The 17,716-nt window shown below is 37.1% G+C and carries 12 protein-coding genes; 5 read left to right on the top strand and 7 right to left on the bottom strand.

Annotation, left to right across the window (positions count from 1 at the left end; genetic code table 11):
• Nucleotides 1–102 precede the first annotated feature (102 nt).
• A complete protein-coding gene (locus AC6ER8_RS05295) occupies nt 103–1,506 on the top strand; it encodes a DEAD/DEAH box helicase (RefSeq protein ID WP_497077705.1) in 1,404 nt (467 codons plus the stop codon).
• 61 nt (nt 1,507–1,567) lie between these two features.
• On the opposite strand, the gene gltX (AC6ER8_RS05300) is transcribed toward AC6ER8_RS05295, so the two are convergent.
• The 7 genes from gltX (AC6ER8_RS05300) to AC6ER8_RS05330 form a co-directional block, all read right to left on the bottom strand.
• Complete coding sequence (gltX, locus tag AC6ER8_RS05300) at nt 1,568–2,941, bottom strand: glutamate--tRNA ligase (RefSeq protein WP_497077706.1); 1,374 nt, start codon at nt 2,939–2,941, stop codon at nt 1,568–1,570.
• A 10-nt stretch (nt 2,942–2,951) separates the two neighbouring features.
• Complete coding sequence (locus tag AC6ER8_RS05305; RefSeq protein ID WP_497077707.1) at nt 2,952–4,613, bottom strand: NAD+ synthase; 1,662 nt, start codon at nt 4,611–4,613, stop codon at nt 2,952–2,954.
• Nucleotides 4,614–4,734: 121 nt separating this feature from the next.
• The gene (locus tag AC6ER8_RS05310) at nt 4,735–6,114 is read right to left on the bottom strand and encodes a class II 3-deoxy-7-phosphoheptulonate synthase (protein WP_497077708.1); all 1,380 of its coding nucleotides are present in this window, start codon (nt 6,112–6,114) and stop codon (nt 4,735–4,737) included.
• Nucleotides 6,115–6,184: 70 nt separating this feature from the next.
• On the bottom strand, nt 6,185–7,576 hold the full coding sequence (gene gor, locus AC6ER8_RS05315; RefSeq protein ID WP_497077709.1) for a glutathione-disulfide reductase: 1,392 nt from the start codon (nt 7,574–7,576) through the stop codon (nt 6,185–6,187).
• Between the two features lie 195 nt (nt 7,577–7,771).
• Nucleotides 7,772–8,326, bottom strand: a complete 555-nt coding sequence (locus tag AC6ER8_RS05320; protein ID WP_497077710.1) for a DUF2059 domain-containing protein — start codon at nt 8,324–8,326, stop codon at nt 7,772–7,774.
• A gap of 96 nt (nt 8,327–8,422) precedes the next feature.
• The gene (gene rpiA, locus AC6ER8_RS05325; protein WP_497077711.1) at nt 8,423–9,127 is read right to left on the bottom strand and encodes a ribose-5-phosphate isomerase RpiA; all 705 of its coding nucleotides are present in this window, start codon (nt 9,125–9,127) and stop codon (nt 8,423–8,425) included.
• Between the two features lie 276 nt (nt 9,128–9,403).
• Nucleotides 9,404–11,680 carry a ComEC/Rec2 family competence protein gene (locus AC6ER8_RS05330; protein ID WP_497077712.1) on the bottom strand — a complete coding sequence of 759 codons (2,277 nt, stop codon included), beginning with the start codon at nt 11,678–11,680 and terminating at the stop codon, nt 9,404–9,406.
• 131 nt (nt 11,681–11,811) lie between these two features.
• Here AC6ER8_RS05330 and gltX (AC6ER8_RS05335) point away from each other — a divergent pair, with 131 nt between their 5' ends.
• The 4 genes from gltX (AC6ER8_RS05335) (at nt 11,812) to AC6ER8_RS05350 (ending at nt 17,683) form a co-directional block, all read left to right on the top strand.
• Nucleotides 11,812–13,242: a glutamate--tRNA ligase gene (gene gltX, locus AC6ER8_RS05335; RefSeq protein ID WP_497077713.1), complete on the top strand. Its 1,431-nt coding sequence runs from the start codon at nt 11,812–11,814 to the stop codon at nt 13,240–13,242.
• Between the two features lie 247 nt (nt 13,243–13,489).
• On the top strand, nt 13,490–14,785 hold the full coding sequence (gltA, locus tag AC6ER8_RS05340; RefSeq protein ID WP_497077714.1) for a citrate synthase: 1,296 nt from the start codon (nt 13,490–13,492) through the stop codon (nt 14,783–14,785).
• Between the two features lie 923 nt (nt 14,786–15,708).
• Nucleotides 15,709–16,461: a transporter substrate-binding domain-containing protein gene (locus tag AC6ER8_RS05345; protein ID WP_497077715.1), complete on the top strand. Its 753-nt coding sequence runs from the start codon at nt 15,709–15,711 to the stop codon at nt 16,459–16,461.
• Nucleotides 16,462–16,930: 469 nt separating this feature from the next.
• Nucleotides 16,931–17,683, top strand: coding sequence for a transporter substrate-binding domain-containing protein (locus AC6ER8_RS05350; RefSeq protein ID WP_497077716.1), 753 nt, complete (start codon nt 16,931–16,933; stop codon nt 17,681–17,683).
• The last annotated feature ends 33 nt before the right edge of the window (nt 17,684–17,716 follow it).

Below are 17,716 nucleotides of genomic sequence, written 5' to 3' on the forward strand. Positions count from 1 at the left end.
TTTTTCTGAAAGTATCTTAACACTCTTCTAAGAGTGGGGGATATTAATTATACTCATCATTGAGAGTGCGAAGTTAAAATCTCAGAGCAATTGATAAAAAAAATGATACCATCTTTAAACAGTTTTGATGATTTAGGTCTTTCTGCAAAGGTTATTAATGCAGTAAAGTCAGCGGGATATACAGTTCCAACACCTATTCAAAGTGAAACCATTCCTCATGTTCTTCAAAGAAAAGACGTTCTAGGAATTGCTCAAACGGGAACAGGGAAAACCGCCTCTTTCGTATTGCCTATGCTCACTCTCCTTGAAAAAGGTCGTGCAAGAGCACGAATGCCTCGTACGCTCATCTTGGAGCCAACACGGGAAATTGCGGCCCAAGTTGAAGAAAATTTCGATAAATATGGAATAAATCATCGTTTAAATGTTGCTCTTTTAATTGGTGGAGTTTCTTTTGAACACCAAGATCGCAAACTTGAACGAGGAGCGGATGTTCTTATCGCAACACCTGGGCGCCTTCTTGATCATTTCGAGCGCGGTAAATTACTCCTTATGGGTGTTGAAATTCTTGTAATTGATGAAGCTGATCGTATGTTGGATATGGGATTTATTCCTGATATTGAACGCATCTGTAAACTAACTCCTTTTACGCGTCAAACTTTGTTCTTTTCTGCAACAATGGCGCCAGAAATTACAAAGCTAACGAAACAATTTTTACATTCTCCTGTATCTGTTGAAGTTACAAAAGCTTCTTCAACAGCGACCACAATTACACAAAGGCTTGTCAAATCCGGCAATAAATCATGGGATAAAAGAGCGGTTTTACGAGAACTTATCCAAAATGAAGGGGCTGCGCTGCAAAATGCCATCATTTTCTGTAATCGAAAGAGAGATATCTCCGAACTTTTTAGATCTCTCGTTAAACATAACTTTAATGTCGGGGCACTTCATGGAGATATGGATCAGTATTCACGCATGAACACGCTCGCTGATTTTAAAAATAATAAACTTACGCTTTTGGTTGCTTCTGATGTTGCTGCCCGTGGTCTCGATATCCCCGCGGTAAGTCATGTGTTTAATTATGATGTTCCTACACATGCTGAAGACTATATCCATCGAATTGGTCGTACAGGGCGTGCAAATCGTCGTGGGAAAGCTTTTACAATCGTCACAAAAGAGGATCAAAAATATATCAACGCTATTGAAGAAATGAGTCATGAAAAAATTGAATGGCTCAATGGAGATCTCTCAACTTTGATAACCGATGATCAAACAGAAGATATTGTTGTAAAGAAAGAATCTTCACAATCATCAAAGAAAACTGCTCGAAAAGAATCCGTTACCCCCTCTAAAAAGTCCGTAAAAGAGAATAAAATAGACCCTATCAAAAACGTGAAAAGTAAAGAAAGTCCATCTGAGCAACAGCGCCCACGAAAAAATAGGAATTACGTACCCCTTGGGTTTGGTGATGATATTCCTGCATTCATGCTGATAAAAACGCGTAAATAAACTCACGCTTTTCTCTCTGTAAGCGTAAAATAAATAGAAAATGCTTTTAAAAAAGTTTCTCTTATTTCCCAGAGAGTCTTTCTATTACTTTTTCACGCCCTAAAAGCTGTAAAAGCTTTCCCATTTCTGGTCCATGATCCATGCCCGTAAGTGCTTGACGTAATGGCATAAATAGAGACTTTCCTTTCCGTCCGGTTTTTTCTTTTAAGGCTGTCGTCCAAACTTGCCAACTTTCATCCTTCAAGACACCTTCAGGTAAGAAATCAAGTGACTGCTGTACGAATGCGCGATCCTCTGGTGCAACGGTATCAAAACTCTGTTCATCATGAATGATTTTCCACCACAAGACAGCATCATTGACTTTATCAATATTGCCTTTTATCGCATTCCAAAAATACTCCGCCTTTTCTCCTTCAATAGAAAGATTTTGAAGACGCGTTTTAACGTCCTCATAATTTAATTCATGAACAAGGTGACTATTTAAAGTATAAAGATCAGCAATATCAAATTTTGCCACCGATTTTGATGTATTTTGTAAATTAAAGTGTTCTAAAAGCGCTGCTTGATGGGGATAGGGATGCACATTTTGTGATGTCCCAATCAAAACAGCAAGACATTGAACAGCTATCGATTCAAATCCTTCTTCCCGTAGAGAACGAATAGAAAGATCATTGTTACGTTTTGAAAATCCTTTTCCTAAAACTGTCGCTAATAAATTAAAATGACCAAAAACCGGTAATTCTGCATCCAGAGCTTTAAAAAGAGCAATCTGAGCACCTGTATTTGTAACATGATCATCGCCACGAATAATATGTGTAATGGCCATATCTACATCATCTACAACAGACGGTAATGTATAAAGATAGGTTCCATCTTCACGAATAAGAACAGGGTCTGAAAGAGAAGCCAAATCAATCGTTAACTTTCCCTTTACGGCATCATTCCAACAAACATCTGTTCTCTTTGTTTGCAAAGGATTATTTTCAAAATTAGGAAGAAGAAAACGCCAATGGGGTTTACGACCTTGTGATTCAAAGTTTTTTTTCTCTTCTGCTGTCAACTTCAATGCTGCACGGTCATAAATGGGAGGCAGTTTGCGTGAAAGCTGGATTTTACGACGTCGCTCTAATTCTTCCGCTGTTTCATAACAAGGATAAAGAAGACCGCGTTGTTTGAGAATTTCTGCCACTTCATCATATCGCTTAAATCGCTTAGATTGGTAATAAATTTCATCGGGTTGGATTCCAAGCCATTCAAGGTCAACAGCAATAGCATCGATATATTCCTGTTTAGAACGCTCAATATCTGTATCATCATAGCGCAAAATAAACTTTCCCTTATGTGCTTGCGCATGAAGCCAATTGAAAAGCGCACTACGGATATTGCCAATGTGAATATAACCTGTTGGAGAGGGAGCAAAACGAACTTTAACCATAAAAGAATACTCAATTTTTATCGCGAAAATGATTGACAATGGGATAACGACGATCGCGTCCGAAATTCTTGTAACTGATTTTTACACCGGGTGCAGATTGTCGCCTTTTATATTCAGCACCATAAAGAAGCTGTTCAATTTTCTCAACAGTTTCCCGCAAATGCCCACGCTGAACAATATCACAAATACTCATGTCATTTTCTACAAGAGATTGCAAGATATCATCTAAAATAGGATAAGGGGGAAGAGAATCTTCATCTTTTTGATTTTCCCGCAGCTCTGCAGAAGGTGCTTTTTCTATAATATTGGGCGGAATGACAATTCCTTTTGGTCCTTTTAAATTATGTAAGTGATTTTTATTGCGCCACTCAGCTAATTCATACACTTGTATTTTATAAATATCTTTAAGGGGATTAAATCCGCCATTCATATCACCATACAGTGTTGCATATCCCACAGCCATTTCTGACTTATTGCCTGTTGTTACCACCATTGACCCAAATTTATTTGAAAGAGCCATTAAAAGTGTGCCACGGATACGACTTTGAAGATTTTCTTCCGTCACATCAGAGGATAAGCCTACAAAAAGAGGCGATACTATATTCAAAAAAGCCTCAACAGCTTGCTCAATCGGTATGATTTCATAATGGCATCCTAAAAGATCAGCACATTCTTTAGCATCTTGTAATGATTCTTGCGAAGTATAGTGATAGGGCATCATAATGGTGCGAACCCTCTCAGCACCAAGAGCATCCACCGCCATTGCCGTACAAAGGGCTGAATCAATTCCTCCTGAAAGACCAAGAATAACATCCTTAAAGCCGTTTTTATTAACGTAATCTTTCAAACCTAAAACACAAGCCTGATAATCAGCAGCTAATCCATTGAAAAGACTTTCATTAGGACCTGAAATACAGTGCCATTCTGTCGTTGTTTGTTGCCAATGACTTAAAGAAAGATGGCTGTCAAAATGTTTCATTTGAAATACCGTTTTGCCTTGTCCATTCAAGGCAAAAGATCCCCCATCAAAAACCAATTCATCCTGACCACCAACTTGATTAGCATAGATAACTGGCAGCCCAGATTGAAGTGCATGTGCACGAGCAACGTCTATCCGCTTTTGCGTTTTATTACGATAATAGGGAGATCCATTAAGAACCAGAATCATCTCAGCCCCTTTATTGCCAAGTTCTTCACATAAAGAAGAATCATTCCAAATATCTTCACAAATCACTATTCCCAATTTTATTCCATGATAATTAATCGGCTCAGGACGTGGTCCAGGGGAAAATAGACGCTTTTCATCAAACTCAGCGTAATTAGGTAAATCAAACTTCAAGCTTTCAGCAATGACTCGCCCTTCATCAAGAAGCATGACACCATTGTAAATATAGCCATTACGCCTTAATGGGAGACCAATAACAATTCCTGGTCCACCTATGGTTGTTTTTGCTAATTTCTCAACAGCCTCTTCACATGTTTTTGTAAAAGCAGGTTTTAAAATAAGATCTTCCGGCGGATAAGCACTTATAAAAAGCTCCGTGAATAAAACAAGGTCAGCCCCCTCTTCTTTGGCCGTTTGATGCGCCATAACAGCAAGAGAAAAATTTCCTTCAATATCACCGACAATGGGATTTAATTGAGCAACTGCTATCCGAAAATCATTTTTCATAAACCTTTGTATCACTTCATCTGTTTGGCGACCACAACTTTATTCTTCATCATTGAAAAATATTACTTCTTTTAAAATGACCATAATGATCTAAAATAAAAGATGTTAGGAAGATATTTATCTACTTACCAGCAGCCAGTGCTAACGGGTCAGTTGCACGATTCTTTTTAAGGAGTTCAGCAACAAGAAAAGCCAATTCTAATGCTTGATCTGCATTTAATCGTGGATCACATTGCGTATGATAGCGATCAGATAAATCTTCTACAGAAATAGCATGCGCCCCCCCCGTACATTCGGTTACATCACGACCTGTCATCTCAATATGAATGCCTCCTGGATAGGTTCCCTCTCCACGATGCACAGCAAAAAAGTTCTCTACTTCTTTTAACACATATTCAAAGGGGCGCGTCTTATAACCGTTGGCAGTAATTGTATTGCCATGCATTGGATCACAGGACCATATAACCTCACGCTTTTCCCGTTCAACGGCACGGATAAGTTGCGGAAGATAACTTTCAACCTTATCATAACCAAAGCGCGTAATAAGTGTAAGACGCCCCAGTTCGTTCTCAGGATTCAAAATATCAATTAATCTTAAAAGCTCATCAGGTTCAATAGAAGGACCACACTTTAATCCTATGGGATTTTTAATGCCGCGGCAATATTCAACGTGAGCATGATCAATCTGACGTGTACGGTCACCAATCCATAACATATGGCCAGATGTTGCATACCAATTTCCTGAAGTTGAATCAATCCGCGTCAAAGCCTCTTCATAACCAAGCAAAAGTGCTTCATGACTGGTATAAAAAGATGTTTCACGCAATGAAGAATGCGTTTTGGATGTGATCCCTATGGAACGCATAAAATCAATTGCTTCAGAAATACGTTCTGCCAATAATTCATAACGCTCCCCCTGCGGACTGTTAGAAACAAAACCCAACATCCATGTGTGAACATTTTCTAAATTAGCATAACCACCTTGTGAAAAAGCGCGCAACAGATTAAGTGTTGCCGCAGATTGGCGATAAGCCATAGACATCCGTTGTGGATCTGGAATACGAGAATCAGCTCCAAATTCAATGCCATTAATAATATCCCCCCGATAAGCAGGAAATTCAACGCCATCTTTTTTTTCTATATCAGAAGAACGAGGCTTTGCAAATTGACCAGCAATACGACCAATTTTAACAACGGGTTTAGAACTCCCAAAGGTTAAAACAATCGCCATTTGCAAAAATACACGAAAAAAATCACGGATATTATCAGCTTCATGTTCGGCAAAGCTTTCGGCACAATCTCCACCTTGTAATAAAAAAGCCCTGCCTTTCGCAACAGCCGCTAATTCATTTTTTAAATCACGTGCTTCACCCGCAAAAACCAAAGGAGGATAGCTTCTCAGCTTTCGTTCAACATCTTCTAACATAGACTTATCTGGATAAGTCGGAACTTGTTTAATTGGCCTTTCTCTCCAAGAGTCAGGCGCCCATTCTTTTATCATTACGCTCTCTCTAAAAAATTAAGCTTCCAGCTTGGCATATCAAAAACTTTTTATCAAACTTAAGGGCTGTTTAACTTTCTATCTTCTTTCCATTTTCATATATATAACTTGGTTTATACATCGTCACAAATTCTTCTGCCATCGTTGGATGCACCGCCATTGTTTCATCAAAGATATCCTTCGTCAGCCTACCTTTGAGAGATATTCCAATAAGCTGTGCCATCTCACCGGCATTTTCTCCTAAAATATGAGCACCTACAACAATACGGCTTTCACCATCAACAATGAGTTTCATAAACATTTTCTCTAAACTACCGGAAAGAACATTACGCATAGGACGAAAAATAGTACGATAAATTTCAAGACGCTTATAACGCTGTATGGCCTCTTCTTCTGAAAGACCTACTGTTCCAATTTCAGGCTGTGAAAAAACGGCCGTTGTAATTAAATCATAATCAGGTTTTGTAGGAATATTCTCAAATGCTGTCTTCACGAAACACATGGCATCATGTATCGCAACAGGTGTTAATTGAATATGACCTGTTACATCCCCTACAGCCCAAATATGGGGGATATTTGTTGTCATTTTTTCATCAACAATAACACCACCAAACGCATTCACTTTTATACCTGCCCTCTCAAGTCCTAAACCAACGGTATTAGGCATACGCCCCATAGCTAACATAACTTGATCGGTCTTGATCGTTTGCCCATTGGATAAAACAACAGTATAACAATTTTCTGCCGCCTGCACTTTAGAAATTGTTACGCCATAGAGAATAGAAATCCCTTTTTCAATCATTGAATCGCTGAGCAATTGCCGCAAATCATGATCAAAATCACGGAGAATTAAATCACCACGATGAAGGAGTGTCGTTTTTACACCTAGCTCATGAAAAATATTAGCAAACTCAACACCAATATACCCACCACCAACAATGACTATTGATTTTGGAAGTTCATCAAGATCAAAAATCTCATTAGATGTCAGGCAAAAATCAGCGCCTTCTATGGTCGTATTTGGTGCAACTTTCGCCCCCGTTGCAATCAAAATTTTTTCTGCAGTTACGCGCTCACCGGTAGCAGAAAGCTCTAATGTGTGATCATCGATAAAAGTAGCACGACTTTCATAAATATGCACATTGTTATTTTCTAATCCCTGACGATACAGCCCTTCTAATCTTGATATTTCTTTATTTTTAGCCTCAACCAACTTTTCCCAGCTAAAAATTGGATCCGCATATTTCCACCCGAAACCAACGCTTTTCTTAAATTCTTTTGTATATTGTGAAGCATAAACATAAAGTTTTTTGGGAACACAACCGCGAATAACACAAGTTCCCCCTATGCGATATTCCTCTGCTATAGCGACACGCTTACCAAGACCTCCTGCAAGCCGTGCTGCACGCACCCCACCAGAACCACTTCCAATAACAAATAAATCAAAATCAAATGAGCTCACAAACTATTCCTTCTTAATATATCTGCAACAATAAGCTAAGATCATTTATTTTCAAAGAAAAGTTTTTTTCTTTTGAAGAAGCATTTTTTATAGTTAAAAAGAACGGATTTTTAAATTAAAATATTAAAAACGGCGGAAAAACCGCCGCTCTTTAAAAATCAGAAATTGCCTATTGCTGTTATGATATCCATCAGACTATTTTTTACTTTCTGGAGATTCTGATTTTGTAGGAATCGCAGTATTATCCAAATTAAGTGTTTCAGACATTTCTTTTTTTACATTTTCTACAAGATCTTGCATAAGAGCAGAACGCCATACATCAAATGCAGAATAGGAATCACGTGCGATATTAGGAACTTCTTTCAAAAACTTTTTACCGGTATCAGAATTATAAAATGCTGTGATTGCATCAAGCTCTTTTTGCGTAAAATATTTTGCATACACATGAGCAACCTCTTTTTCTAGATCAGAGCGCCTTTTAATTAAAGCAAGCGCCTGCTTATCAACAATATCAGAAATAGTTGTTGCCAAATTCGGATCATCACTAATCAATTCATTTTTAAAATCGTGGACTGCATTTGGTAAAAAACTATCAAACTGATCCGTTGCATGAATAGCTCTGATTGCCTTTCGTGCAGCATCTAAATGCTGCTCACTCACACCTTGCGCATGAACCATGCCAATATTAAAAAAAACGGTAATTGCAGCTAAGTATACGAAAAAACGCTGAAAAGAAAATATTACTCTCATTTAATGATTACCCCAATCGCTAATTATAATTTAAATTCGTTATTCTACCCAAAATCTTTTTTACTGTGCTACCACATCACCATGCAAATGTCTTTTCTAAAAATCAAATGGCTCTAAAACTTTTATTTGACCATCAGCCATAGCGACAATTGCACGTGAAGCCACCCCCAAAAAAAGACCATGCTCAACAACCCCAGGAATGGCAAGAAGCGCGTCTGATAATAATTTGGGCTGCAAAATGCATCCCCAAGATGCATCAAGAATAAAATGACCACCATCTGTTTCAAAAGGCTTTTTTCCATTCATTCGCAATGAAATTTCTCCAGAAAGTCCTAAATCACACGCAACTTTTTCGATGGCTTTGCGTGTTGTATGGACACCAAATGAATTCACTTCAATCGGTAGCGCAAAAGCACCAAGTCTTTTGACTATCTTTGTTTCATCAGCAATGACAAGCATTGCACGAGATGCCGATGCGACAATTTTTTCATACAACAATGCTCCCCCTCCCCCTTTAATGAGAGACATCTGAGGACCAATTTCATCTGCTCCATCAATATCAAGATCAAGTTCGGGTATTTGTTCTAGAGTGCTAACAGGCACCCCAAACTGATGACAGAGTTGTTCAGAATATCGTGAGGTAGCAACACCCGTCACACGCAGCCCCTCCGCAACACGCTCACCAAGAAGACGAATAAATTCATTAACAGTTGAACCAGATCCAATACCAAGCCGCATACCATCTTCAATAAATTCAAGCGCTTTAGCAGCTGCCATTTTTTTTAACCGCTGAACATCCATGAATGACTTTACCTTTTATTATCCGCAAGCAACACACACACACCACCCCATTACCATCAGCAATAACGATAATAAAAGGCAATCTTTTGATACACTTTATTGCAACTTAACTGCTACTTTCTTTTGAAGAGATGTTACCCATTATAGAAATATATGATAAGAATAAAATGGAATAATCAACAATTATCTTTTCTATTTCAACGCAAAAATATATCAGAAAAATCTTCTCTTGATTTTTGTTTGGTTAATTATCTAGATATGAGAAAATGCGACAAATTATAGTTTTTTTTGTGAATATTGTCTGTGCATATTCCACGGTCTATAAAACCCTAGCGAAGACCAAATAACATCTCCACCTTTCGTTATCATAACGCTTCCTCTTGATTGCAATTGTTGAGGCATAAATATTATTTTTGCCTTGTTGTTGCATGTTTTGTTATGCATTAAACGTGTCTGAATAAGAATATCTGCCTCTAAGCATTGATCTGTTTCTCTCTGTAAAACCATAACTTTTAATCTATTCTCTAATAAAGACGTACATACATGACGATCACAAATAAATTGTCCGTGAAACGAAGGACCATACCTTGTGGGTTTAATCGTTTCATTCAAACGAAATGACTTTTTCCATATGGATGTCGTAAACTTAGAATAATGGTGACGATCAATATATAATTTTTTATCATGGATAACACCTACAAGACGCATATTATCGGCTATAATCAATTGTATAGGTGAATGCATGACACAAATAAACATACCAGCTAAGATAAAAAGACTAAAAAGGAGTCTGATAGGTGTTTTGCAAAAAGTCAGCCCAACCAAGCCTATACTCAATAAAACCAACGCGGATAACGGCATAAAACCAGGATTTAAATCAGGAGAAATAGCCTTAATAGTCTGTGCAATCTTTATTACAAGATCAATACCAAACCCCATAATTTGAAGAGGAAGCCATTCGACCCCCCCTAACATTGCCAGAACTGCAATTAATCCAAAAGGAATAACCAACATTGAAATGATAGGCAAAGCAAAAGCATTACTGAAAATACTCAAAGATGCCGTATTAGAAAAATGATAAGCAGCATAAATTCCGCTTGCACTCCCTGCAACAAGGGAAGATGCACATATTGAAAGTATCGATAAGAAAGTAACATTGATAACTCCTCCTCCAACATAAGAAGGGGATGTTTTTCTTTTACGAAAAAATGACCGTCCACTCCACCAATCAAAAAACGCAATCAAAGCAACTGTCGCTGAAAAGGACATTTGAAAACTAGGTCCCAATATTTCATGGGGTCTAATCGCTAGAGTTATCAACCCTGCAATAGAAAAATTACGCATTGTTACAGCAGAGCGATTACACAATATAGCAATCAACATAACAGCAATCATCACAAAGCTTCTTTGTGCTGATATCGCTAAACCTGACAAAAGCAAATAAAACGCTGTTATCATAAATGCAACGATAGCAGCAAATTTTTTACTGGAGTAATAGGAAGAAAAAACTGGAAAAAGTGCTAAAAAACTACGAACACCCAAAAGAACTATGCCACTCAACAAAGCCATATGTAAACCTGATATTGATAAAATATGGGCTAATCCAGCCGTACGTAGCGCTTCATTTGTCTCATTTGAAATGCCAGCACGGTGTCCTGTTATGAGAGCCGCAGCAACACTTCCCTTTTCTCCCTCAAGAGCTAATCGGATTCTTTGTGTTATCTTTGTGCGTAAACTTTCAATTTTCTGTAAAATGATAGCAAATATTGCATCAGGCTTTGCAACGGATATTTTTCTTGGTTTTCCTAAATAAACGCCTTGAGCCCCAATTCCTTTAAAATAATTATGAAAACTAAAATCGTAGCCCCCTGGACGCACCGGCCCCAAGAACGCACGAAGCTTAACTTTTCCATGCAAACCATCACCAATTGCTAATCCAGATGGCAAATATCTTGCCGATAGATACACACGATGAAGACGATGGCGTAATATGGGCCTTTCTGTGTTCAAAACATCCAAGACTAAACGGAATCTCCCTTTGGTTCCTGATTCAATAGAAACAATTCTTCCCGTCAATGTGGTGACAATGTCGCTGCTTAACATGGGTGTTGCAATACGCCAGGTTTCTATTTTGGCAGCCAAAGCTCCCAATACGATACAAAACAAAAAAAACGTCGGAATCCACATTTTTCGATAAAAATGTGCACTATAGAATATTCCCAGAAAAATACTGAGAAACGCCCCCAATTGTCCCCAACTTGGCTCTTGTTCTAAATGAAAATAAAAAATGATTCCTAGAGAAAAAAAGAACAAAGTTAGCGAAAAAAGGATACCAAAAGAAACTTCTTTATTAATACAATCTGCTAACCATTTCCCAACAAAAATGATTGCTTCTTTTAAAAGCTTCAATAAAAAGAATCTTTGTTGATTATAACCGCCATTCTTGGCACCATTACACCTCGAAAAAAGACGCTGCCCTATTTGACATGGCTTTTTTCTTTCTGTAACAGATTTTGCGGATAAACCCTCTTTAACTTTACTTTGATGAAACATCCGCCCCCCACTTTTAACTCGCCCCCACTTTTAACTCGCAATGCAGCTATTGCACACCTCATAACCTATGCTAACATAACCTTTTTATAAAGTTCTATAAGTAATATCTCATAATTTAAAGGAAAATATTCGTGTCTGTTATTACTCGTTTTGCTCCCTCGCCCACAGGCTTTCTTCATATTGGTGGCGCTCGTACGGCTCTTTTTAATTGGCTTTATGCAAAACATACCGGTGGAAAAATGCTTCTACGCATTGAAGATACAGACCGAGAACGCTCAACTGAAGCCGCTGTAAAAGCTATTATAGATGGTTTGCACTGGATGGGGCTTAGTTATGATGGTCCCCCTATTTCACAATTCGAACGTGCAGAACGTCACCGCCAAATTGCCGAACAATTAGTCAAAAATGGCAAAGCATATTATTGTTATGCCTCACCTGAAGAGTTAGCTGAAATGCGTGAAAAAGCCCGTGCAGAAGGACGCCCACCACGTTATGATGGACGTTGGCGTGACCGTGACCCTTCTAAAGCGCCTCAAGGTGTCAAACCTGTTATTCGTATCAAAGCCCCTGAAGATGGAGAAACGATTGTACATGACCGTGTTCAAGGAGATATTCGTTTTCCTAATAAAGATTTAGATGACTTTATCATTTTGCGTTCTGATGGTTCACCTACCTATATGCATGCTGTTGTCGTTGATGATCATGATATGGGTGTCACACATATCATACGTGGTGATGATCACCTAACCAATGCTGCCCGACAAACGATTATCTTTAAAGCAATGGGGTGGGATATTCCTGTTATGGCCCATATTCCTCTTATCCATGGTGAAAATGGTGCAAAGTTATCAAAGCGGCATGGTGCGCTCGGTGTTGATGCTTATCGAACAATGGGATACCTTCCTGCTGCTTTGCGCAATTACCTTGTCCGTTTAGGATGGAGTCATGGTGATGACGAACTCATGTCACTTGAAGATATGATTTCTTGGTTTGATATTGAAGATATTAACAAAGGTGCTGCTCGTTTTGATCTCAAAAAGCTTGATTCCATCAACGGGCACTACATGCGCATGAGTAAGGATCAAGAACTTTTTGATGCGGCTCTTGATATTCTACCGGAAATAGAGGGGGGGGCACAGATCATTGAAAGACTTGATGAACAGCGCCGTATTCAATTTTTCAAAGCAATCCCACACTTGAAAGAACGTTCAAAAAACCTGTGCGAGCTGATTGACAATGCTTCCTTCATTTTTACGCAACGGCCATTACAACTTGATGAAAAAGCCCAAATGCTCTTAGATGAAAATGGACGAACTATTTTAAAGGATCTTTATCTTGCTCTGAAAGCTTGCCCTTCTTGGGACACAAAAGTCCTCGATGAAGCTCTTCGCTCTTATATCCAAACACAGAATCTTAAATTTGGCTCTATCGCCCAACCACTTCGTGCAGCTCTTACAGGATGTACCACATCGCCAGGTGTTTTGGATGTGCTTATTTTATTGGGACGCGATGAATCTCTTCACCGCATCAATGACCAACTTATCACAACCATAGGTTCATGATGTATCCTGAGTGTATCTATACGGATATCTCAAAGCGATCTAAAAGAATTTTTTTATGTTATATCATTGAAATACAGTTTTTATTGAGTAATAATGATCGATAAGAAAATATTTTTAGATTGCATGTACTCACTTTTAGATGCAATCTACCTTTAATATTAAGTAAGAAAAGCTTCAGTTATACATCTCCACTCTGATGAAGCAGAGTCTTAATTTTTAGAAGAGAAGGATCTGAAAGGAATGCCGAATGTCTGAGAATAACGCACATATTATTGTGAATGATAAAAAAGTAGAGCTTCCCCTGCGTAAAGGCACGAGTGGACCTGATGTCATCGAAATTGCTTCTCTCTACAAAAAAACCGATACTTTTACTTATGACCCTGGTTTTACTTCCACGGCTTCTTGTGAATCAAAAATTACTTATATTGATGGCGATAAAGGGATATTGCTTTATCGCGGATATCCTATCGACCAATTGGCTGAAAAGGGAGACTTTCTTGAAAGCTGTTATTTGCTCCTTTATGGGGAACTCCCGACACAGCAAGAAAAAAATGACTTTGATCGACGTATCATGCAGCATACCATGGTCCACGAACAGTTTTCACGCTTCTTCCACGGCTTTCGTCGTGACTCGCATCCCATGGCCGTCATGGTTGCCTGCCTTGGCGCTATGTCTGCGTTCTATCACGACTCTATTGACATTACAGATCCTCAACAGAGAATGATCGCTTCTGTGCGTCTTATCTCAAAAGTTCCAACACTTGCTGCTATGGCCTATAAGTATAGTATTGGACAAGCGTTTGTTTATCCACGCAATGATCTTGGTTATGCTGCAAATTTCCTTCATATGTGCTTTGCTGTTCCTTGTGAAGAATATAAAGTAAACCCTGTTCTTGCACGAGCGATGGATCAAATCTTTACTCTTCATGCAGATCATGAACAAAATGCTTCTACATCTACGGTCCGTCTTGCTGGATCATCGGGTGCTAATCCGTTTGCTTGTATTGCAGCAGGTGTTGCATGCCTTTGGGGACCAGCACATGGTGGAGCCAATGAAGCATGTCTAAAAATGCTGCAAGAAATAGGTTCTATTAAAAGAATTCCTGAATTTATTGCACGTGCAAAAGATAAAAATGACCCTTTCCGCCTTATGGGTTTTGGACACCGTGTCTATAAAAATTACGACCCCCGTGCGAAAATCATGCAAAAAACCTGTCATGAAGTTTTAAAAGAGCTCAACATTCAAGATGATCCACTTCTGGATATTGCAATAGAACTTGAAAAAATTGCCTTAAGTGATGAATATTTTATTGAGAAAAAGCTTTATCCGAATGTTGATTTCTATTCCGGTATTACCTTAAAAGCTCTAGGCTTTCCAACCGAAATGTTTACTGTTCTTTTTGCATTAGCACGCAGTGTCGGATGGGTAGCACAGTGGAAAGAAATGATTGAAGACCCAGCACAAAAAATTGGTCGTCCCCGCCAACTCTACACAGGTTATGCTATGCGTGATTATGTTTCTATAGATAAACGTGCAAATTAAAAAAAATAAATCATTCAATAAAGCTTCAATTTCCTGAAGCTTTATTGAAAGTGAACAAAAAGCATCCTTTAAGAATTTTTATAAGATCTGATTTTAAAACTCTTTTTACAGAGACAACATCACCATAAAAGTTTATGAAAAAATCTAACTTTTGACTCAATGGGTCAATGAGAGAGTACTCTTTAAAAATAGGCTAAACATTGAGTATAAAATTGATCTTATAATTCTTATTATCCTTTAGATAAGCATATTTATTGTGTCGTATAAAAAAACTAATTACATATTTAAATTGAGAAATGTTAAAGTTTCACTCTCTATCCTCCCCAAATAAAAAAGCTTCCCTTAAGTGTGTTTTTATCTACCAAAAACTTCCTATTCTTCCTAAAAACAATGAGAAAGAAATGAAATATACTCTTAAGTTTTCTATACAAAATGATACTTTTTGATAGCAATCATTTCGTTAATGATTGTGTCTTATGCAACTGTTTACCTTAACAAAATCTGTTAAAAATGTGCTTCTTTTTACAAAAAACTTCACGAATATTAGAAAATAAATTTATTTTTATATGATTAATATTGAAATATTTTATACAAAATTTAAGAATAATTGATAATTTATCCTGTTGAGAATTAAAATTATCTTTATATTTAAATCAATCGTTTTTCTTTTAAAGATAACTTATTGATTTAAATGAAACTATTAAAACACATCCTATTATAAACAAAAACTTTCCTTCTTTTTTGTATTTCTTTCCCCATACCCCATATTGGATACGAATAAATCATTTTTTCGATTATAATATCCAGCATAATGATAGCAAAATGAATAGCGATAAATTTTTTACATTGCTCCAAAAGAGCTTACAGATTATACAAATGCATGATGGTTTCATATTTGCCCGCTTATCCAATAGGAGAACATAATGAAGTTATTAGCAAGAGCTCTTATAATAAGCACAACACTCTTTACCCTATCGGCTAATTCTCAAACTCTGAAAATTGCAAGTGATGCTTCTTATCCCCCGTTTAGCTATATTGACTCAAATAACGAACTTCAAGGGGTTGATATTGATCTATCTTATGCCCTTTGTAAAAAAATGAATGTGGAATGTACGATTGTCACACAAGACTTCGAGGGAATGATTCCCGGCCTTCTTGCCAAAAAATACGATGCCATTGTTTCTTCCCTTTCTCCTACAAAAGAACGCTTACAAAAAATTGATTTTACTGATCCTTACTACAATACGGTACTCGCTGTCATTGTTAGCAAAAATTCAGGAATTAAAGACATTTCAACGAAAAGCTTTAGAGGTAAAAATCTTGGTGTACAATCGAATACCACACAAGCTGCCTACGCAGAGGATCACTATTCTTCTGAAGGTGTGAATATCAAGCTTTACCCTACAGCCATAGAAGTTCATCGTGATCTTTTAAGCCATCGGCTTGATATCATCATCTTTGATAAAGTAAAGGCCTTAAATTGGCTTGAAAATGAAGGAAAAGATTGCTGTAAGCTTCTAGGAACTTTAGAAGAAACAAAATTTCCCGTCGCAATTGCACTGCGTAAAAATAATAATGATCTTAAAAATAGTTTTAATAAAGCAATAGAAGAAATACGCGCCGATGGAACCTATGAGACAATTATGAAAAAATATTTTACATTCGATATCAATTAAAATCGAATCTTTTCAAAAAACAATTTTTAAATTTTTGTTCAGAAAAAATAGTGAGAAATTCAGCATTTTTATGAGTAAAATGTACATTTATTAAAAAAATAATTCTTAATTGTTTTTCAATAGTTAAACATTTTATAAAATTTGAGGATAATAACAGGGTTTTGTTTTTAATCTTATCAAGATCTATTTTTTTATCTTCAAATTGAATAGCCTTGTTTTTCGAGAAAAATTCTCAGCTTTTTCTCATGAAATAATATAGACTTATCATTTCAGCAAATTAGGCATCGTACAAACAGTACAATATTTACGCTTCTTTAAATCAATAAAAAAGATAATTTTTTTGATAATAATGTCCAGCATAATAATCTAAAATAAACAGCGATAAATTTTTGCATTGCTCCAGAAAAACTTACAGATTATAAAAATGTAACGATTTCATATTTGCCCGCTTATCCAATAGGAGAATATCATGAAACTATTAGCAGGAGCTCTTATAATAAGCGCCGCGCTATTCACCCCATTGGCTGATGCGAAAACATTAAAAATCGCCAGTGAAGGCACTTATCCTCCCTTTAGTTATATTGATTCAAATAACAAACTACAGGGATTTGATATTGATATATCTTATGCGCTTTGTAAAAAAATGAATGTTGAGTGTACGATTGTTACGCAAGATTTCGAGGGAATGATTCCCGGACTTATTGCAAAAAAATATGATGCTATCGTTGCTTCCCTTTCTCATACGCAAGAGCGTTTACAAAAAATTGACTTCACAGATCCTTACTACGACACAGCACTGGCTGTCATTGTTACCAAAGCTTCGGGAATTAAAGAAATCTCGCCTCAAGATTTTAAAGGTAAAAACCTTGGTGTACAATCAAATACAACACAAGCTGTTTATGCAGAAGATCATTATGCCTCTAAAGAGGTGAAAGTAAAACTCTATCCTTCCACAATAGAGGTAAACCGTGACCTTTTAAATCATCGACTTGATATGATTATTGTTGATAAATTACAAGCATTAAATTGGCTTAAAAATGAAGGAAAAGATTGCTGTCTCCTTCTAGGAACCCTAGAGGAAACAAAATTTCCTGTTGCAATTGCATTGCGTCAAAATAATAATGACCTTAAAAATAAGTTCAATGAAGCAATAAAAGAAATCCGTTTGGATGGAACTTATGAGAAAATTATGAGAAAATATTTTACATTCGATATCAATTAAATATCACTATAATATTTAAATGAAATCCGATCG

This window comes from Bartonella sp. SL320 (assembly GCF_059687635.1).